We start from the raw sequence: 18,439 nt of genomic DNA on the forward strand, positions 1-18,439 counted from the left end.
CAAGCCCGGCCGGGCGATACAAAGACACAACTTTTAAGCCATCAATTCCTCAGAAAATTTAGAGGATGAAAGGGAGACATTACGTGTTTGACGTAAATCTCTTCGACGAGCTCCGTATCGGTCTCGCCACTGCTGACGACATCCGTCGTTGGTCCAAGGGTGAGGTGAAGAAGCCGGAAACCATTAACTACCGCACCCTCAAGCCGGAGAAGGACGGCCTCTTCTGCGAGCGCATCTTCGGCCCGACTCGCGACTGGGAGTGCGCCTGCGGTAAGTACAAGCGCGTCCGTTTCAAGGGCATCATCTGCGAGCGCTGCGGCGTTGAGGTGACCAAGTCCAAGGTGCGCCGTGAGCGCATGGGCCACATTGAGCTCGCCGCTCCGGTGACCCACATCTGGTACTTCAAGGGCGTTCCGTCCCGTCTGGGCTACCTGCTCGACATCGCGCCTAAAGATCTTGAGCGCATCATCTACTTCGCTGCCAACATCATCACGTCCGTCGATGAGGAGGCTCGTCACAACGACCAGTCCACTCTCGAGGCCGAGATGCTCCTGGAGAAGAAGGAGATCGAGGACGACGTCAACTCTGAGATCGCAGAGCGCGCCGCGAAGCTCGAAGAGGACCTCGCCGAGCTCGAGGCTGCTGGCGCCAAGGCCGACGCCCGCCGCAAGGTCCAGAACGCTGCCGACAAGGACATGCAGCACATCCGCGAGGACGGCGAGCGCCAGGTCGCACGTCTCGACGAAATCTGGAACACCTTCATCAAGCTTGCCCCGAAGCAGATGATCATCGACGACACGATCTATGAGGAACTCATCGATCGTTACGAGGATTACTTCACCGGCGGCATGGGTGCTGAGGCTATCCAGACCCTCATCCGCAACTTCGACCTCGAGGCCGAGGCCGAGATCCTCCGCGAGATCATCAACAACGGCAAGGGCCAGAAGAAGGTCCGCGCCTTGAAGCGCCTCAAGGTTGTCGCCGCGTTCCTGCGTTCCGGCAACGATCCGGCCGGCATGGTCCTCGACGCTATCCCGGTCATCCCGCCGGAGCTGCGCCCGATGGTCCAGCTTGACGGTGGCCGCTTCGCGACCTCCGACTTGAACGACCTCTACCGTCGCGTCATCAACCGCAATAACCGCCTCAAGCGCATGATTGATCTTGGTGCTCCCGAGATCATCGTGAACAATGAGAAGCGCATGCTGCAGGAGTCGGTCGACGCCCTCTTCGACAACGGCCGCCGCGGCCGCCCGGTCACGGGCCCCGGTACCCGTCCGCTGAAGTCCCTGAGCGACCTGCTCAAGGGTAAGCAGGGTCGTTTCCGTCAGAACCTGCTGGGTAAGCGCGTCGACTACTCCGGTCGTTCCGTTATTATCGTCGGTCCGCAGCTCAAGCTGCACGAGTGTGGTCTGCCGAAGCTCATGGCTCTCGAGCTCTTCAAGCCTTTCGTTATGAAGCGCCTGGTGGAAAACGATTACGCGCAGAACATCAAGTCCGCCAAGCGCATGGTCGAGCGCCAGCGCCCTGAGGTGTGGGACGTCCTCGAAGAGGCCATCTCCGAGCACCCGGTCATGCTCAACCGCGCTCCGACCCTGCACCGCCTGGGTATTCAGGCCTTCGAACCGAAGCTCGTCGAGGGTAAGGCTATCCAGCTCCACCCGCTGGCCTGTGAGGCCTTCAACGCTGACTTCGACGGCGACCAGATGGCAGTCCACCTGCCGCTGTCCGCCGAGGCTCAGGCTGAGGCTCGCGTGCTCATGCTCGCTTCGAACAACATTCTGTCCCCGGCGTCCGGTAAGCCGCTGGCAATGCCGCGTCTGGACATGGTTACCGGCCTGTACTACCTCACCATGGACAAGGGCTCGGACGAGATCGGCGGCGAGGGTCGTTACACGCCGGCTACCACCGATCAGCCGGCTACCGGTATTTTCTCCTCCTACGCTGAGGCTCTCATGGCTCGCGACCGCGGCGTCGTTGGCTTGCAGGCTCCGATCAAGGTGCGTATCTCGCACTTGCGTCCGCCGGCAGACATCGAGGCTGAGCAGTTCCCGGACGGCTGGAACAAGGGCGACACCTGGATGGCTGACACCACCATCGGTCGCATCATGTTCAACGAGCTGCTGCCGTGGAACTACCCGTACCTCGAGGGCGTCATGGTCCGTAAGGGCGGCTCCGATAACAAGGTCTTGCTCGGTGACGTCGTCAACGACCTCGCCAACAAGTACCCGATGATCACCGTTGCTCAGGTGCTGGACAAGATGAAGGACGCTGGCTTCTACTGGGCCACCCGTTCCGGCGTTACCATCACCATGGACGACGTTCTGGTCCTTCCGAACAAGCACGAGATCCTCGAGTCTTACGAGAAGGAAGCTCAGCGCATCGAGCGCAAGTACTACGAGCAGGGTGCGCTTACCGAGCGCGAGCGCTACGACCGCCTTGTCGAGCTGTGGAAGAACGCCACGGACGAGGTCGGTAACGCGGTCGAGAACCTCTACCCGGATGACAACCCGATTCCGATGATCGTGAAGTCCGGTGCTGCCGGTAACATGCGTCAGATCTGGACCCTGGCCGGTATGAAGGGCATGGTCGTGAACTCGCACGGTGACTACATCACCCGTCCGATTAAGACCTCCTTCCGCGAAGGCCTGTCCGTTCTCGAGTACTTCAACAACTCGCACGGCTCCCGTAAGGGCCTGGCCGATACCGCACTGCGTACCGCCGACTCGGGCTACCTCACCCGTCGTCTGGTCGACGTCGCGCAGGACGTCATCGTCCGCGAAGAGGACTGTGGCACCCGCCAGGGCGTTCGCGTCCCGATCGGCGAGGTTTCCGGCGACAAGGTCGTCATGCACGAGCTGTGGGAGACCTCCGCGTCTGGCCGCGTCGTTGCCTCTGACGTGAAGAACGAGGCCGGCGAGGTCATCGCCGAGGCCGGTTCTGACCTCACCGAGGAGCTCACCCAGAAGCTGCTCGACGCTGGCATCACCGACCTCAAGGTCCGCTCCGTGCTTACCTGCCAGACCCCGGCCGGTGTCTGCGCGAAGTGCTACGGCAAATCCATGGCCTCTGGCCAGCTGGTCGACATCGGCGAGGCCGTCGGCATCGTCGCCGCCCAGTCCATTGGTGAGCCGGGTACCCAGCTCACCATGCGTACGTTCCACCAGGGTGGTGTCGGTGGCGACATTACCGGTGGTCTGCCGCGTGTTCAGGAGCTCTTCGAGGCTCGTAACCCGAAGAACCGCGCCCCGATCGCTTCGGTCGACGGCACGATCTCCCTCTCTGATGAGGGCAACTTCTGGACGCTGACCATCACCCCGGACGACGGTTCGGACAATGTGGTCTACGAGAAGCTGTCGAAGCGCCAGGGCCTGGCTCAGGTCCGTCGCCCGATGGAGTCCAACCCGGACGCCATGATTGAGCGCTCTCTGCGCGATGGTGACCACGTCACCACCGGCGAGCGCCTCATGCGCGGTGCGGCTGACCCGCACGACGTCCTCGAGGTCCTCGGTCGCCGTGGTGTTGAGAAGCACCTCATCGACGAGGTTCAGGCCGTCTACCGTACGCAGGGTGTGGCCATCCACGATAAGCACATCGAGATCATCATCCGCCAGATGCTGCGTCGCGGTACCGTCATCGACGCGGGCTCCACGGAGTTCCTGCCAGGCACGCTGGTTGACCTCTCTGAGGCCAAGCAGGTCAACGCCAAGCAGGTCGCCGAGGGCGGCGAGCCCGCCCAGCTCCGTTCGGAGATCATGGGTATCACCAAGGCGTCGCTGGCCACCGAGTCCTGGCTGTCGGCCGCCTCCTTCCAGGAGACGACCCGCGTCCTCACCGACGCCGCTATCAACAAGCGCTCCGATCAGCTCATTGGCCTGAAGGAGAACGTCATCATCGGTAAGCTCATCCCGGCCGGTACCGGTATCTCGCGCTACCGCAACATCACCGTCAAGCCGACGGAGGCTGCCCGCAACGCGGCATACTCCATCCCGACGTACGGTGATTCCATCTACGGCGACGACGGGTTCGGTGAATTCACCGGCGCCTCCGTCCCGCTGGACGAGGACTTCACCTTCTAGTTCTCGCCCCAGCCCTGCCTGGCGCCACTGCCAGGCGGGCCAGCACTTCAAGCTTGGTTTGCTTTAATTTCGCGAAGCCCCGGCTTCCTTCGCCACCGCATGTGGCAGGGAAAGCCGGGGCTTTGTGCTGCGCTGTGACCGAAATAGGGCAGAATTACCATCTTTGGGAATGTCTACTCGCAATAGACATCGATAGTCGACTGATGGGCATGAAGCACTCCGCTGCCATCAAAAGCTGAAGGATGAAGCCAAACGAGGCAGTCTTGAATTTGAGGAAATCGCCCTTACTCGCCATGATGCCTACCGGGAGGGCAACACCACCCGAGCGCTCGGCAGATACCGCGAGATCGACGATGTGACAGCGAAAAAGGTCTTCGGTCAATGTGCGCAGGAACGAGGAAAGGGTGGGTGGAGATAATGGCCAAGACGTACACAGTTACCGCAGAAGGAGGCACGAGTGACGTGTGGGTGCTGGAATGCGCCGAGCTGGGAGCTGTGTCGCAGACTAAGCGACTAGCCCATGCCGCCGACGAGATCCGGGAAACCATGGCCTATTAGGCAGGAGTAAGCCCAGACGAACTCAACATCGTGGTTGAAGTCATTTTCCCCTCCAATAGCGCTGAGCTAAATCCACGCGCGGACAAGCAGCGCGAAGAAGCCGCACGGCTTACGGCTGAGGCGAAAGAAAGCACCCGTAAGCATGCTGTTGCGATGAAAGTCTGGAATGATGGTGCGCGACATGGGCGAAATTCTCAGCGTGTCCTATCAAAGGGCACAAAATCTTGCTAGCGCGTGAAGAAAAACTGTTGCCAGCTATTGCCCCATCCACGTGCTTTCGAGGGAGTGGTGGCTGTTAAGATAAAGATGTTTTCCACCCCATCGCCGGATTTGGCTAAGTGATGGGGGCAAACACCACTTAAATTTCACACGTGACACGGGTGCTCCGCGTAGGCGGGGCTGAGATGCCGCAGCAGCTAGCGAGTGACATGGACTCGCTCAGTGCTGCATCGGCGAACCGTCGAACCTGATCCGGATAATGCCGGCGATAAGGGAGGAATCATGAGCGCGACATCTGCGCCCGCAACCGCTACTACTTCGGCCCCGCGCCGCTCACTGCGCTGGCGCGTGGTGGACATCATTGTCGCCACCGTGCTGGCGGTGGCCTGCGGCCTCATCTTCGTTTTCTGGAACTCTGTGGGCTACGCCTGGTACATGGCCATGGATGCCCTCACGCCGGGCCTAGGCGGCCTGGCCACGGGTATCTGGTTGATTGGCGGCGTGCTGGGCGCGCTCATCATCCGCAAGCCGGGTGCGGCTCTCTACGTTGAGGTGCTCGCGGCATCGGTCTCTGCCGTGATGGGCAGCCAATGGGGCTGGTCCACCATTTACTCGGGCCTCGCCCAAGGCATCGGCATTGAGCTTGTCCTCATCGTTTTCGCATACCGCAGATTCGGCCTGGGCATCGCCATGCTTGGCGGCGCACTCGCCGGTGTTGGCGCGTGGTGCCTTGAGCTGTTTACCTCCGGCAACCTGGCTAAAGGACCGGAGTTCCTCATCATCTACCTGGTCTGCTTGATTATCTCGGGCGCTATCCTGGCCGGCGTCGTCGGCCACCTGCTAACGCGTGCCCTGGCGGCCACGGGTGCTCTCGACCGCTTTGCTGTAGGCCGCGAAGCCCGCGCCAAGTAGCCGCGTAGTTTTTGCTTGTCTATGACGACTCAGATCACCCTGCGCGGCTTCGGGTGGACCCACGCGGGCCGCGCGACCCCCGCATTGGACGATATTGACCTCGACATCGCCCCAGGCGAGCGAGTCTTGTTGTGCGGGGATTCCGGTTCCGGTAAATCCACGCTCTTGGCTGCGCTCGCCGGCGTTCTTGGTGGCGACGAGGACGGGCAGCAAGTAGGCCACCTCACCTTGAACCCGCAGACCCCGGCCGGGCTCGTTCTCCAGGATCCGGAATCGCAGGTTATTGCGGCCACTGTGGGCCGCGACGCGGCATTTGGCTGCGAGAATCTCGGCCTACCGCGCGCGGAGATATGGCCGCGCGTCGAACACGCCCTGGACCTCGTTGGCCTGGATGTGCCGCTTGACCACCCCACCCAACGCCTGTCCGGTGGACAGAAACAGCGCCTGGCGCTCGCCGGAGTCATTGCCATGGGCGCCGGGCTCATCTTGCTTGACGAGCCGACGGCCAACCTCGATCCACAGGGCGCGCGCGACGTGGTCGTGGCCGTCGAGCGGATCGTCCGTGCCACGGGAGCGACGTTGGTCGTGGTGGAACACCAGTATTCCGCGTGGTCCGGCCTGCTGGATCGCGCGGTGCGCCTGGACCGGGGGCGCATCGTCGAAGACGGCGCATACGGAGCGGTGACGGCCGCGCGCGCCGTCACCGGCTTGCCCGTCGCCGTGCCCGCCCCGGCAGATGCCGAGGCCGCGCTGTGGTCGAACAACCTTGTGACGCGTTTCGGCCCGCCCCGCAGTGTGCGTGTCCCGCAGGGGTATTCCACCGTCATCACGGGTGCGAACGGCTCTGGGAAAACCACGTGGTTGATGACCATGGCGGGCCTGCTTCCCAGCTGCGGCGGGGAGATTGGCGTGGCCGAGTCCGTGCGGCGCGGGCTGCGCGGCGAGCCTTCGACGTGGCGCTCGCGCGACCTGGCTCAGCGCCTGGGCGTCGTCTTTCAAAATCCAGAGCACCAGTTCGTCGCCCGCACCGTGGGCGAAGAGATGCGTGTCGGTCCGGGCGTGATGGGTACTTCCGATGCCGCCTCTCAATCGCGCGTGGGCGAGCTCCTCGAGCGCCTGCGGCTTACCCACCTCGTGGACGCAAACCCTTTTACTCTGTCCGGCGGAGAGAAGCGCCGGCTCTCGGTGGCTACGGCGCTCGTCGCCGCGCCGTCCGTGCTGCTGCTTGACGAGCCCACCTTCGGCCAGGATCCCACGACTTTTGCAGAGCTCGTGCGCATGTTGCGTGAGCTCGCGAACGAGGGCACGACGCTGGTCTCCATTACCCACGACCCGTTATTCTTGGCGGCGCTGGGTGACCACCGCGTGACCGTTAGCGCGCACACTGGCCAGGCGGGAGGCAGTACCCATGCCTAACCTCGTACGCGGCGTTAATCCGCTCACGCGCCTGGTGGCGACGTTCCTGGTCACCACACCGATCTTGCTGACCATTGACTGGCTCTCGGCCGCCGTGTCCGTCGCGGTGACGGTGCTTCTCGCTCCGCTGTGCGGGATGAGCTGGTCCCGGCTGGTACGCGCGGCGCTGCCGCTGTGGATCATCGCGCCGCTATCTGGGATATCCATGCTGCTCTACGGCAAGGAGGGCGGTGAGGTCTACTTCTCCTTCTGGCTGGTGACCGTCAGTGAGAATTCCGTGGGACTGGCGGGAGCCATCATGCTGCGTGTCTTTGCTGTCGCGTTGCCGGTGATTGTGCTGGCCCGCGATATCGACCCCACGGAGCTGGGCGACGGCCTCGCGCAAATCTGGCACCTTCCCTCCCGCTTTGTCATCGGCGCAGTCGCCGGCGTGCGCATGCTCACCCTGTTTAAGGATGATTGGGACTCGCTCGCTCGCGCGCGGCGTGCCCGCGGCATCGCGGACGTGGGGCGCATCCGGCACCTAGCCACCATGAGTTTTAGCCTGCTCGTCCTCGCACTGCGCCGCGGCGGCAAGCTCGCCACAGCGATGGAGGCCCGCGGCTTTGGGCGCCCAGCCCCGGGCGGCCGGGTGCGAACGTGGGCGGTGGCCTCGCACCTGCGTGCCCGCGATTGGTGGGTCATGGCCGCAGCCGTGGGGGCGGCGGCATTGCCCGTCATCATTGCGGTGGCCTGCGGAACGTGGCGTCTCTTTGGCCTCTAGCGATAGTTAAGCCGCAGCGCGCGGGGACTTAAGTCCCTTAGACTGGCAGGTACGACTTCCCTGGTGCGGCACCGCATGCCTGCGGTGGCGCGCCGTACACGCAAAGGATGGACAGCGCGAAACCTTTCGCGCGGACAACATGGACTTTGACAGTCAACTTGACCGACTTTTGACCGATACCCTCACCCTTGCGGCCTCGCGCAAGCGGCCGATGCGCCCCATGACGGTGCTCATCGACGGCCCCTCGGGCGCCGGCAAAACGTGGGCCGCGGCCTCCCTGGCCGAGCGCACGGGGTGGAGGGTCGTGCACCTCGATGAGTTCTATCCCGGCTGGCGAGGGCTGGCTGCAGGAGCCGAGATGGTGACCTCGCAGGTGCTGCGCGAACACAATCCGGGCTACTGGCGCTGGGACTGGGAGGCGAGCGCGCCGGGTGAATGGGCAGGACTCGACGTACGCGATGACCTCATCGTGGAGGGCGTCGGTGCCATCACCGAGGATTCCGTTGCCGCCGCCCGGGAGCGCGGCGGGGTGGTCACGCTCTTTATCGACGGCCCGCGCGAGGCTCGCCGCGCCCGCGCCCTCGAGCGCGATCCGGACTACGCGGAATGGTTCGAGACCTGGGAGACCCAGGAGCGCGAACACTTTGCGCGCCAGACTGTCGCGGCGGATCTGTCGTGGGTGTGGGACGCGGCCACGTGGGAGGCCGCACAGCGCGCCTCAGCCCGCGAGCGCTGAGGCGCGCCCCGGCCTGTAGTAGTCGGCGGCATCGACGTCGCGGGTGTGCTGGACCATTAGCTCCGGGTAGCTGTCGTCCGGCAGCGCACCGAAGACAAGCCGCACCTGCTCGCGCAGCTGCTCCAGGCGGCGCTCAATGATGGAGTTCGCCCATAGAGTCGTGCGCAGCTGCACGTGGGTCCCGTAGGCGCGCGGCGTGGTCGAGCAGCGCGAGCGATTTCCACATGCGCGCAGCCGTTGCCGGCGTGCAGCCGGCGAACTGCGGCAGGGCTCCGGCAGCGCCTTGGGGTCGAAGCCCACCCAGTCCGGGCGCGTGGCCTCGTCGTGCAGTAGCCGGAGAGCATGTCTAGATCATGGATGCGGAAATCGCCTTCACGGGGGAGCGGTCGGCCTCCGGAGAGGAGACCTCGGCCAGCCAATAGTTGGCGGTGAGCTTGCCCGTCGAGTTCACAATCACGCCGCCCAGTGAGTAGTGCGGGTGGGGCGGTCCGCCGCATTTTGCGTTTGCGCCTATCTCGGCCGTAGGGGCCGCTTTTGGGTGGGTGAGATGGTTCCCGTGGCGTTGGTTACTCTAACACCGTCTATCGGCCCTACGCTGCACATAAAGGCGGTTCATATCGGGGGCGGGGTATAAACTAGGAGGGTGACTACCTCTCCTCAATCTCCCTCGTTCCCTTCGCATGATTCGGACTCTTTCGAGACCACTCAGTTCCCGCCGGTTGGTGCCGGCGACGCCGCCGCGCCGGGTGCTTCCGCTGCCGGCGCTGCTGGCGGTGCCTATGGTGCTGGCTACGCACCCCAGGACGTAGGCCAGCAGGGCTACGCGCAGTCGGGGTATGGGCCGCAGGGTTATGCGCCGACGTACGCGCCCGCGCCGCAGCAGGGCGGCAACGGCACGAAGATTGCGCTCATCATCGTGAGCCTGCTGTTGGGTTTGCTTATCCTTGGCATCGTGGGCTTCTTTGGCGTTCGCGCGTATAACGCCAGCCGGGCTGCCGATGAAGTCGTCTACGTCACCGAGACGGCCACGGATGCGCCGGGTGGCGAGGCGAACGCGGCCCAGCCGGCGCAAGCCGCGCAGCCTGCACAACCGGCCCAGGCACCGAGCCGTCCCGCGTATCCCTCGCTCCCGGCGGGGCTGAGCCCGGTGAGCGTCGGCGCGGTCAATAACAGTCCGGCGGGCAGCTACGCCAACGTGTACACGGCGGGCCCGACCTCGGATTCGTTTGCCTTGGCTGTCACGCGTGACTTCGTGGCGGCGCGGGGTGGCAAGACTTCCGGCACGACGGTGGTCAATACCTATAGCCCGGTGACGGGGTACACCTATACGATGAGCTGCTATGACAACGGGTCCTACGTGCACTGCACCGGCGGCAATAGTGCGCACGTCTACATCTCTTAATTCGCGCGCTGGCGTGGCTGCCCTGCTCGTCGCTGCGGGCGCGCTGGCGGGATGCGCCGGTGGCGCGGGCGGGCCGACCACGAGCACTATCGTGGTTCGCACGACCACCGTCACCGCGGCGCCGAGCTCGGAGCCCACGTCGCAGGCCCAAGCGAATGACACTATGGCTTCCATCCCAGCCCCGGATAGTGCGGCGGCGCTCACGCAGCTTGCCGCGGACGTCGAGGCGCGCACGGGCGCGCAGGTCTCGCTCGCCGTGGCGCCAGTAAATGGGGCGCCCGCAGTGCAGGCGGGCAGCCTCGCCGGGGTGCAGCCTGCTTGGTCCACCATCAAGGTGCCTCTGTCCATCGCGGCCCTGCGCGCGGACCCCAGTGCTGCGGGCACCATGCGACAGGCCATCACGGCTTCTGACAACGCAGCGGCCGAAGCCCTGTGGGCCATGCTCGGTGCTTCCGATGCCGCCGCCACCGCCGTCGGCTCCATCCTTGCGACGGCCGGAGACACGGCGACGGTTGTCAATCCAGAGGTCACGCGCCCGGGCTTTAGCGCCTTTGGGCAAACCCAGTGGGATACCGCCGCGCAGGCATCCTTTGCGCGGCAATTGTCCACGATCACGGGCGCGGACCAAGTACTCGCCGCGATGGGCTCCATCGTGGCGGGGCAGGATTACGGCTTGGGGCAGATTTCAGGCACGCGGTTCAAGGGCGGCTGGGGCCCGGACGAGAGTGGGCGCTACCTTGTGCGCCAATTCGGTCTCGTGCCGGGCACGCAGGGCGAGATCGGTGTGGCGCTTGCGGTCGTGCCGGCGGATGGCACCTATGAGTCGGGGCAAGCGGCGCTCACAGAGCTGGCGCTGGGGCTGCAGGAGACGCTGGGGTAGGGGCGGCATCGGAAAGCGGGGCGTGTCGCACGGAGCCCTCCTGCGACGGTTTTGGTAGTTGGGCCGCTGGCTGTTAAAGTGTTGGGAGGTTTCGCATCTTGCGTGATGCGAAAAGTCTGATCGATACCTCGGCCGGTTCCGGCTGACGGACGACCTGGACATGCGGCAGGGCCCCGGAAAAGAGCCCCCATTTTTGCATGTTTAGGCGTTTTGTTTGGTCAGGAAAGCCGATAAGTCATACAGAAAGACTAGATACATGCCAACTATTCAGCAGCTGGTCCGCAAGGGCCGCCATGACAAGCGCACGAAGGTTGCTACCGCTGCGCTGAAGGGCTCGCCGCAGCGTCGCGGCGTGTGCACCCGCGTCTACACCACCACCCCGAAGAAGCCGAACTCCGCACTGCGTAAGGTCGCTCGTGTTCGCCTTTCCTCCGGCATCGAGGTTTCGGCCTACATCCCGGGCGAGGGCCACAACCTGCAGGAGCACTCCATGGTGCTCGTGCGTGGCGGCCGTGTGAAGGACCTTCCGGGTGTCCGCTACAAGATCATCCGCGGCGCTCTGGATACCCAGGGTGTCAAGGACCGCAAGCAGGCCCGTTCCCGTTACGGTGCCAAGAAGGGACAGTAAACAATGCGTAAGAATGCTGCTCCGAAGCGTCCTGTAGTCAAGGACCCGGTGTACAACTCCGAGCAGGTCACCATGCTCGTCAACAAGATCCTCCTGGACGGCAAGAAGTCCACCGCCGAGCGTATCGTCTACGGCGCTCTCGAGGCGTGCCGCGAGAAGACCGGCACCGATCCGGTCGGCACCCTGGAGAAGGCCCTGGGCAACATTCGCCCGGACCTCGAGGTTCGCTCCCGCCGCGTCGGTGGCGCCACCTACCAGGTCCCGGTTGAGGTGCGTCCGGCACGCGCCAACACCCTGGCCCTGCGTTGGCTCGTCACCTTCACTCGCCAGCGTCGTGAGAACACGATGATCGAGCGTCTCGCCAACGAGATTCTGGATGCCTCCAACGGCCTTGGCGCTTCCGTGAAGCGTCGCGAGGATACCCACAAGATGGCTGAGGCCAACCGCGCCTTCGCCCACTACCGCTGGTAATCTCGCGGTACCCATGCCTATGGTCCGAGCAACGACATTTCGCCCGTGCTGCGTCGGCTTTGCCGATCGCATGCCGCAGGCGTCCCTATACTGGAGTTCGTTGCTCGGGCCATTGTGCTAACAGTGGGTTCACTCTCGGTGAGTGGCTGTGATTTGCCACCCACACTCACTGTTTGACGGGCGGCTGCTTACCGGCGCTACTAAACTTTTAGCGGTCTACGGGCTGCTAAAACGGCGCTTTAGTGGCAAAATTTTACAACGAGACACATCCACTTAAGCGACGTGGCTGGAAACCTTGGCACTGGGCCGGGCGGACTGGGCGCGTCCACGACTAACGAAGTTGGGGTAACACCGTGGCACAAGAAGTGCTTAAGGACCTGCACAAGGTCCGCAACATCGGCATCATGGCTCACATCGATGCTGGTAAGACCACCACCACCGAGCGCATCCTGTTCTACACGGGTATCAACCGCAAGGTTGGCGAGACGCACGATGGTGCTTCCACCACTGACTGGATGGAGCAGGAGAAGGAGCGCGGCATTACCATTACGTCCGCTGCTGTCACCTGTTTCTGGAACGGCAACCAGATCAACATCATCGACACCCCGGGTCACGTCGACTTCACCGTCGAGGTCGAGCGCTCCCTGCGTGTCCTCGATGGCGCTGTCGCCGTCTTTGACGGCAAGGAAGGCGTCGAGCCGCAGTCTGAGCAGGTCTGGCGTCAGGCTGCAAAGTACGACGTTCCGCGTATCTGCTTCGTCAACAAGATGGATAAGCTGGGCGCTGACTTCTACTTCACCGTTCAGACCATCATCGACCGCCTCGGCGCTAAGCCGCTCGTTCTCCAGCTGCCGATCGGCGCTGAGGACAACTTTGACGGCGTCGTTGACCTGCTCGAGATGAAGGCCATCACTTGGCGCGGCAAGGTCGAGACCGGTGCTGAGCCGGTTATCGAGGAGATCCCGGCCGACCTGCAGGACAAGGCAGCCGAGTACCGCGAGAAGCTCATCGAGACCGTTGCTGAGTCCGACGAGGCCCTCATGGAGAAGTACTTCGGTGGCGAAGAGCTCACCCTCGAGGAGATCAAGGGCGCCATCCGCAAGATGACCGTCAACTCCGAGGTCTACCCGGTTCTGTGTGGTACCGCGTACCGCAACAAGGGTGTCCAGCCGCTGCTCGACGCTGTCGTGGACTACCTCCCGACCCCGCTCGACATCGGCGAGATCGTTGGCCATGACGTCAACGACGAGGAGAAGGAAATCACCCGTAAGCCGGACGTTCACGATCCGTTCTCGGCTCTGTCCTTCAAGATTGCTGCTCACCCGTTCTACGGCCAGCTCAACTTCGTCCGCGTCTACTCCGGCCAGATCCTGCCGGGCGCCGAGGTGCTCAACTCGACCAAGGGTAAGAAGGAGCGCATCGGCAAGCTGTTCCAGATGCACGCCAACAAGGAGAACCCGGTCGAGCAGGCTGACGCCGGCAACATCTACGCCATGATTGGTCTCAAGGAGACCACCACTGGTGACACGCTGTGCGACAAGGACAACCCGATCATCCTCGAGTCCATGTCCTTCCCGGACCCGGTTATCAAGGTCTCCATCGAGCCGAAGACCAAGGCTGACCAGGAGAAGCTCGGCATTGCTATTCAGAAGCTCGCCGCCGAGGACCCGACCTTCACCGTCGAGCTTGACGAGGAAACCGGCCAGACTGTCATCGGCGGCATGGGCGAGCTCCACCTCGATGTCCTCGTTGACCGCATGAAGCGCGAGTTCAAGGTCGAGGCCAACATCGGTAATCCGCAGGTTGCTTACCGCGAGACCATCCGCAAGGCCGTCACCTCCCTCGAGTTCACCCACAAGAAGCAGACCGGTGGTTCCGGTCAGTTCGCAAAGGTCATCGTCTCCATCGAGCCGTACAATCCGGATCCGGAGACCCTGGAAGAGGGCGAGGCCGCAACCTACAAGTTCGTCAACGCCGTCACCGGTGGCCGCGTTCCGAAGGAGTACATCCCGTCCGTCGACGCTGGTATCCAGGATGCTATGCAGTACGGCTACCTCGCAGGCTTCCCGCTGGTCAACATCCAGGCCACCCTGGAAGACGGCGCTTACCACGACGTCGACTCCTCGGAGATGGCGTTCAAGATCGCCGGCTCCCAGGTTCTCAAGGAGGCCGTTGCCAAGGCAAAGCCGGTCCTGCTCGAGCCGCTCATGGCTGTCGAGGTTGTGACCCCGGAGGAGTACATGGGTACCGTCAACGGTGACATCAGCTCCCGTCGTGGTCAGGTCTTCGGTATGGAGGACCGTTCCGGCGCCAAGGTCGTCAAGGCCAAGGTCCCGCTGTCCGAGATGTTCGGCTACATCGGCGACCTGCGTTCGTCGACCGCCGGCCGTGCAAACTTCACGATGGTGTTCGATTCCTACGCTGAGGTTCCGTCCTCCGTGGCAACCGCCATCATCGAAGAGCGCACCGGCGCCAAGAACTAAGAGCGCACCCCGCCACCTAACCCCGGTCGCACCCTTGCGGCCCGGAGTCGTGCCAGTCGAATTCGGGTCCGTGCGCCAGGCGGTGGCCACTGGTGGGGTAGCGGTTCGCTGAATATATCGCCTCCTCACAGGCGGTATGTTGAGCCGGCCGTTACCCTCCCAGGATCCAGCAAAAGATTCTTGTCGAGGGTCAACGTCCGCATTACATGCGCGGGGTTACCTCCTATTTTGGCAGTTTGAAAAAACTGCGGCATAAATCTAGGATCGTGTAACTGGCACGTAAAGAAAGCGTCATTTGCGCTTACGGCCTTCTCCCCGGAGAAGTACGAAGTGCCAATGGCAATACAAACCACGTGGCTGCGAAGTTCGCAGCCGCCATAGAGTCCAGGAGGACATACAGTGGCAAAGGAGAAGTTCGAGCGTACGAAGCCGCATGTTAACATCGGCACCATCGGACACGTCGACCACGGCAAGACCACCACCACCGCAGCGATCACCAAGGTTCTGGCTGACCAGTACCCGGAGGAGAACACCGCTTTCGCCTTCGACATGATCGACAAGGCTCCGGAGGAGAAGGAGCGCGGTATTACCATCAACATCTCCCACGTTGAGTACTCCACCCCGAAGCGTCACTACGCACACGTTGACGCCCCGGGCCACGCCGACTACATCAAGAACATGATTACCGGTGCTGCTCAGATGGACGGCGCTATCCTGGTTGTTGCTGCAACCGATGGCCCGATGCCGCAGACCCGCGAGCACGTGCTGCTCGCTCGCCAGGTGGGCGTTCCGTACATCCTCGTTGCTCTGAACAAGTGCGACATGGTTGACGATGAGGAAATCATCGAGCTCGTCGAGATGGAAATCCGCGAGCTGCTCGCTGAGCAGGACTACGACGAGGAAGCTCCGATCGTTCACATCTCCGCTCTCAAGGCTCTCGAGGGCGACGAGAAGTGGGTTCAGTCCATCGTTGACCTGATGCAGGCTTGCGATGACTCCATCCCGGATCCGGAGCGCGAGCTGGATAAGCCGTTCCTGATGCCGATCGAGGACATCTTCACCATTACCGGCCGCGGCACCGTCGTTACCGGCCGTGTCGAGCGTGGCTCCCTCAACGTTAACGAGGACGTTGAGATCATCGGTATCACCGAGAAGTCCATCAACACCACCGTTACCGGTATCGAGATGTTCCGCAAGATGATGGACTACACCGAGGCTGGCGACAACTGTGGTCTGCTTCTGCGTGGTACCAAGCGCGAAGAGGTCGAGCGCGGCCAGGTCGTTATCAAGCCGGGCGCTTACACCCCGCACACCAAGTTCGAGGGTTCCGTCTACGTCCTGAAGAAGGAAGAGGGCGGCCGCCACACCCCGTTCATGGACAACTACCGTCCGCAGTTCTACTTCCGCACCACCGACGTCACCGGCGTCATCAAGCTGCCGGAAGGCACCGAGATGGTTATGCCGGGCGACAACGTTGAGATCTCCGTTGAGCTGATCCAGCCGGTCGCTATGGACGAGGGCCTGCGCTTCGCTATCCGCGAGGGCTCCCGCACCGTCGGCGCTGGCCGCGTTACCAAGATCCTGGGCTAATCCCCAGTTTCTAACGCAGCTGCGTAGAGCTTGCCGATGCCGCCTCACCTTATGGTGAGGCGGCATTTGGCATTTGAGCAGACGCCTTAAGCGCAGTGAGGCCCGCCAGCGATATGCTGGCGGGCCTCACTGCACGCGTGGGGGAGTGTCTACTTCTCCCAGCCGATGTCTTCCTTCGGGATGACGGCGAAGCCAGCGGGACCGAAGTTAGCGAGTCCCTTCTTCACGCCGGTCATTGCAGGACCATTGGCCCATGGCATGAGGCCGTAGGTCTTAAACGCCTCAACCTCGAGCTCATTGGCCTTAGCAATTTGATCGTCGCCGTTGTCGATCTTCTGGAGCTCGCGGATCTTTTCGTCCAGTTCCTTGGTGCCGGTGCCGGACTTGTTGAGGTCCGAGTCGGAGAGCCAGGTCTGGCCGAAGTACGCGACGCCGTACGGGTCGGACGAGGCGATGGCGGACAGGAAGATGTCAAAGTCACGTTCCTCGGCGATCTTAGAGAAGTCAGAGGACGGGCGCTCTTGCACTGTGACCTCGACACCTACGTCCTTGAGCATCTTCTGGATCGCCGCGGCGGTGGACTTAGAGACCTCGTCGTCTCCGACAAGGACGTAACGCAAAGTGAGCTTCTCACCGTCCTTGGCGTAGTAGCCGTCGTCACCCATCGCGTAACCTGCTTCTTCCAGCAGCTTCTTCGAGGACTCGGGGTCGTAGGTGACGGCCTCGGAGAGGTTGTCCTTGTAGCCGTCCTGCGTCGGGTACAGCGTGAGCGAGCCCGGTAGGTCCTCAGTGTAGCCCAGGCCGTTGTAGCGGATGGCGGCGAGCTGGGAGCGGTCAATCGCGTTGAAGATGGCGTGGCGGACGTTGACGTCTCCGAGATGCGGCGCCTGCGAGTTGAGCGTAAACAGGATGTTGGCAATGCGCATGGATGCGCGGATGTCGATGGCATCGCCCATCTCTGCGGCCACGGTCAGGTTGTTCTTCGATGCGACACCGGCGGCATCGATTTCGCCTGCCTTAAACGCATTGATAGTGGCCTGTGACTCGAGCTGACGGTAAGTGACCTTAGAAAGCTTGGGGGCGTCGCCCCACCACTTCTCGTTTGGCACGAACGTGACGTTGCCCGCGTTGAAGTCGATGGAATCCACCTTGAACGGACCAGCGCCGTACTCTGGGTGGAGTTCGTTCAAGTAGGTTTCGTTGTAGAGCTGTGCAGTGTTGACCTTCGGGTGCAGGACCTGGTTGAACAGGCCCATCCACCACGGGTAAGCATTTTGGAAGGTGACCTTGACCTGCTTGTCAGAGTCGCCACGCTCGACGGATTCGATAAGTTCGTAGCCGTCGGTCGAGTTCGGCGAGATCTCCTTATCCTCGCCGTTGTTCATTTTCCACGTGTTTTCGAACGCCTTCCAATCGATGGGCGTGCCGTCGTTGAAGGTGGCCTTGTCCACGATGTCGTACGTGACGACGGTCTTTCCGTCCTTGGTCTCGGCGCTGGCATTCGTAATGTAGTCCGGGTTAGGGGTGTATTCGCCCTTGCCGTCGTAGAGGGCTAGCTGTGGGTTGTACCAACCCCAGATGGTGGACGTATCGGTTGTCATGTTGGCATGGAACGCATTCATCTGCTCGGTGAGCTCGCCGATGGGTAGGGTGAGCTCACCGCCGTCTTTGAGCTCGTCGCGTTCCTTCGGGTTGTAGTCGCCCGCAGGATCGACCTCAATGTTGAGGCCGCCGACAGCCTCACCGCCATCCTGTCCTTCTGCCGACTCGGACTGGCCGCTGCTACAGGCGGCAAGAGTGAGGGCGAGAGTAGTGAGGGATGCGACGCCGGCGAGGCGGATACGATGGACCTTCTTCATGTTGTTCAAGACTCCTTGTGAGGTGCGTGCGCCCACAAGGATTCGTCACGAGGAGAGATGCTTGGGGCGCACCGACGGCCGTGAGGGGCGCCGAGCAAGCGCCTCCGTGACCGGCGTAGAGATGGTGAGATCAGGTATGAAGTTGTACGACCACACAGTTCTAAACGAGATGTGACTCACAATAGTGGTGGTTATGTTAACTATAGCGATTCCTGGCGGGATTCGGCGCGCGTTTCAGGGAATCATGCGCAACCCATTTAAATAGGGTGACAGAATCATACGGTCGGCGCGCTGCAAGGTCTAGAATTTTGTTCATCTCCCCTAGCAGAGTTACTTCGAAAAGCCTCGCCAAAAGTGGGGGTGCGCCACAATAGTGGCCCGCCGTTGCGGTAGTCAAGACCGGCGCGTACGTGCCTGTGGAGAACTTTTTCGGTTGCACACTATAG

The 18,439-nt window shown here is 62.5% G+C and carries 13 protein-coding genes and 1 riboswitch; of the genes, 11 read left to right on the forward strand and 2 right to left on the reverse strand.

Annotated elements, in window-relative coordinates:
• Window positions 1-83: 83 nt before the first annotated feature.
• From HMPREF0307_RS11005 to HMPREF0307_RS11025, 5 genes are all read left to right on the forward strand, one after another.
• Window positions 84-4,076 carry a DNA-directed RNA polymerase subunit beta' gene (locus HMPREF0307_RS11005; protein WP_066492949.1) on the forward strand — a complete coding sequence of 1,331 codons (3,993 nt, stop codon included), beginning with the start codon at window positions 84-86 and terminating at the stop codon, window positions 4,074-4,076.
• A gap of 924 nt (window positions 4,077-5,000) precedes the next feature.
• Window positions 5,001-5,146, forward strand: a riboswitch (TPP riboswitch).
• The gene (locus HMPREF0307_RS11010) at window positions 5,136-5,765 is read left to right on the forward strand and encodes an ECF transporter S component (RefSeq protein ID WP_066492950.1); all 630 of its coding nucleotides are present in this window, start codon (window positions 5,136-5,138) and stop codon (window positions 5,763-5,765) included. Its footprint overlaps the riboswitch before it by 11 nt.
• Before the next feature lie 21 nt (window positions 5,766-5,786).
• A complete protein-coding gene (locus HMPREF0307_RS11015) occupies window positions 5,787-7,181 on the forward strand; it encodes an ABC transporter ATP-binding protein (RefSeq protein WP_066492952.1) in 1,395 nt (464 codons plus the stop codon).
• Window positions 7,174-7,944 carry an energy-coupling factor transporter transmembrane component T family protein gene (locus HMPREF0307_RS11020; protein WP_066492953.1) on the forward strand — a complete coding sequence of 257 codons (771 nt, stop codon included), beginning with the start codon at window positions 7,174-7,176 and terminating at the stop codon, window positions 7,942-7,944. The genes HMPREF0307_RS11015 and HMPREF0307_RS11020 overlap by 8 nt, the downstream gene beginning before the upstream one ends.
• Before the next feature lie 169 nt (window positions 7,945-8,113).
• Window positions 8,114-8,680 (forward strand): nucleoside/nucleotide kinase family protein, encoded by a 567-nt coding sequence (locus HMPREF0307_RS11025; protein WP_353935768.1) that lies wholly within the window; start codon window positions 8,114-8,116, stop codon window positions 8,678-8,680.
• Here HMPREF0307_RS11025 and HMPREF0307_RS13055 read toward each other — a convergent pair.
• A complete protein-coding gene (locus tag HMPREF0307_RS13055) occupies window positions 8,663-8,854 on the reverse strand; it encodes a hypothetical protein (RefSeq protein WP_066492955.1) in 192 nt (63 codons plus the stop codon). The two genes, HMPREF0307_RS11025 and HMPREF0307_RS13055, sit on opposite strands and share 18 nt — an antisense overlap.
• A 469-nt stretch (window positions 8,855-9,323) precedes the next feature.
• Between HMPREF0307_RS13055 and HMPREF0307_RS11035 the strand changes: the two genes are divergently transcribed.
• The 6 genes from HMPREF0307_RS11035 (at window position 9,324) to tuf (ending at window position 16,134) form a co-directional block, all read left to right on the forward strand.
• Window positions 9,324-10,082 carry a hypothetical protein gene (locus tag HMPREF0307_RS11035; RefSeq protein WP_066492957.1) on the forward strand — a complete coding sequence of 253 codons (759 nt, stop codon included), beginning with the start codon at window positions 9,324-9,326 and terminating at the stop codon, window positions 10,080-10,082.
• The gene (locus tag HMPREF0307_RS11040; RefSeq protein WP_231725169.1) at window positions 10,060-10,962 is read left to right on the forward strand and encodes a serine hydrolase; all 903 of its coding nucleotides are present in this window, start codon (window positions 10,060-10,062) and stop codon (window positions 10,960-10,962) included. Before HMPREF0307_RS11035 ends, HMPREF0307_RS11040 begins: the two co-directional genes overlap by 23 nt.
• A gap of 256 nt (window positions 10,963-11,218) precedes the next feature.
• On the forward strand, window positions 11,219-11,590 hold the full coding sequence (gene rpsL / locus HMPREF0307_RS11045; RefSeq protein WP_066492960.1) for a 30S ribosomal protein S12: 372 nt from the start codon (window positions 11,219-11,221) through the stop codon (window positions 11,588-11,590).
• A gap of 3 nt (window positions 11,591-11,593) precedes the next feature.
• On the forward strand, window positions 11,594-12,061 hold the full coding sequence (gene rpsG, locus HMPREF0307_RS11050; protein ID WP_066492963.1) for a 30S ribosomal protein S7: 468 nt from the start codon (window positions 11,594-11,596) through the stop codon (window positions 12,059-12,061).
• Between the two features lie 353 nt (window positions 12,062-12,414).
• The gene (fusA, locus tag HMPREF0307_RS11055) at window positions 12,415-14,544 is read left to right on the forward strand and encodes an elongation factor G (RefSeq protein WP_066492964.1); all 2,130 of its coding nucleotides are present in this window, start codon (window positions 12,415-12,417) and stop codon (window positions 14,542-14,544) included.
• 399 nt (window positions 14,545-14,943) lie between these two features.
• Window positions 14,944-16,134, forward strand: coding sequence for an elongation factor Tu (gene tuf, locus HMPREF0307_RS11060; protein ID WP_066492965.1), 1,191 nt, complete (start codon window positions 14,944-14,946; stop codon window positions 16,132-16,134).
• A gap of 149 nt (window positions 16,135-16,283) precedes the next feature.
• Here the strand turns inward: tuf and HMPREF0307_RS11065 are convergent, their stop codons facing one another.
• Window positions 16,284-17,993, reverse strand: a complete 1,710-nt coding sequence (locus HMPREF0307_RS11065; protein WP_066492966.1) for an ABC transporter family substrate-binding protein — start codon at window positions 17,991-17,993, stop codon at window positions 16,284-16,286.
• Between the last annotated feature and the right edge of the window lie 446 nt (window positions 17,994-18,439).

It is taken from the genome of Corynebacterium sp. DNF00584, from assembly GCF_001552965.1.
Taxonomy (GTDB): Bacteria; Actinomycetota; Actinomycetes; order Mycobacteriales; family Mycobacteriaceae; genus Corynebacterium; species Corynebacterium phoceense.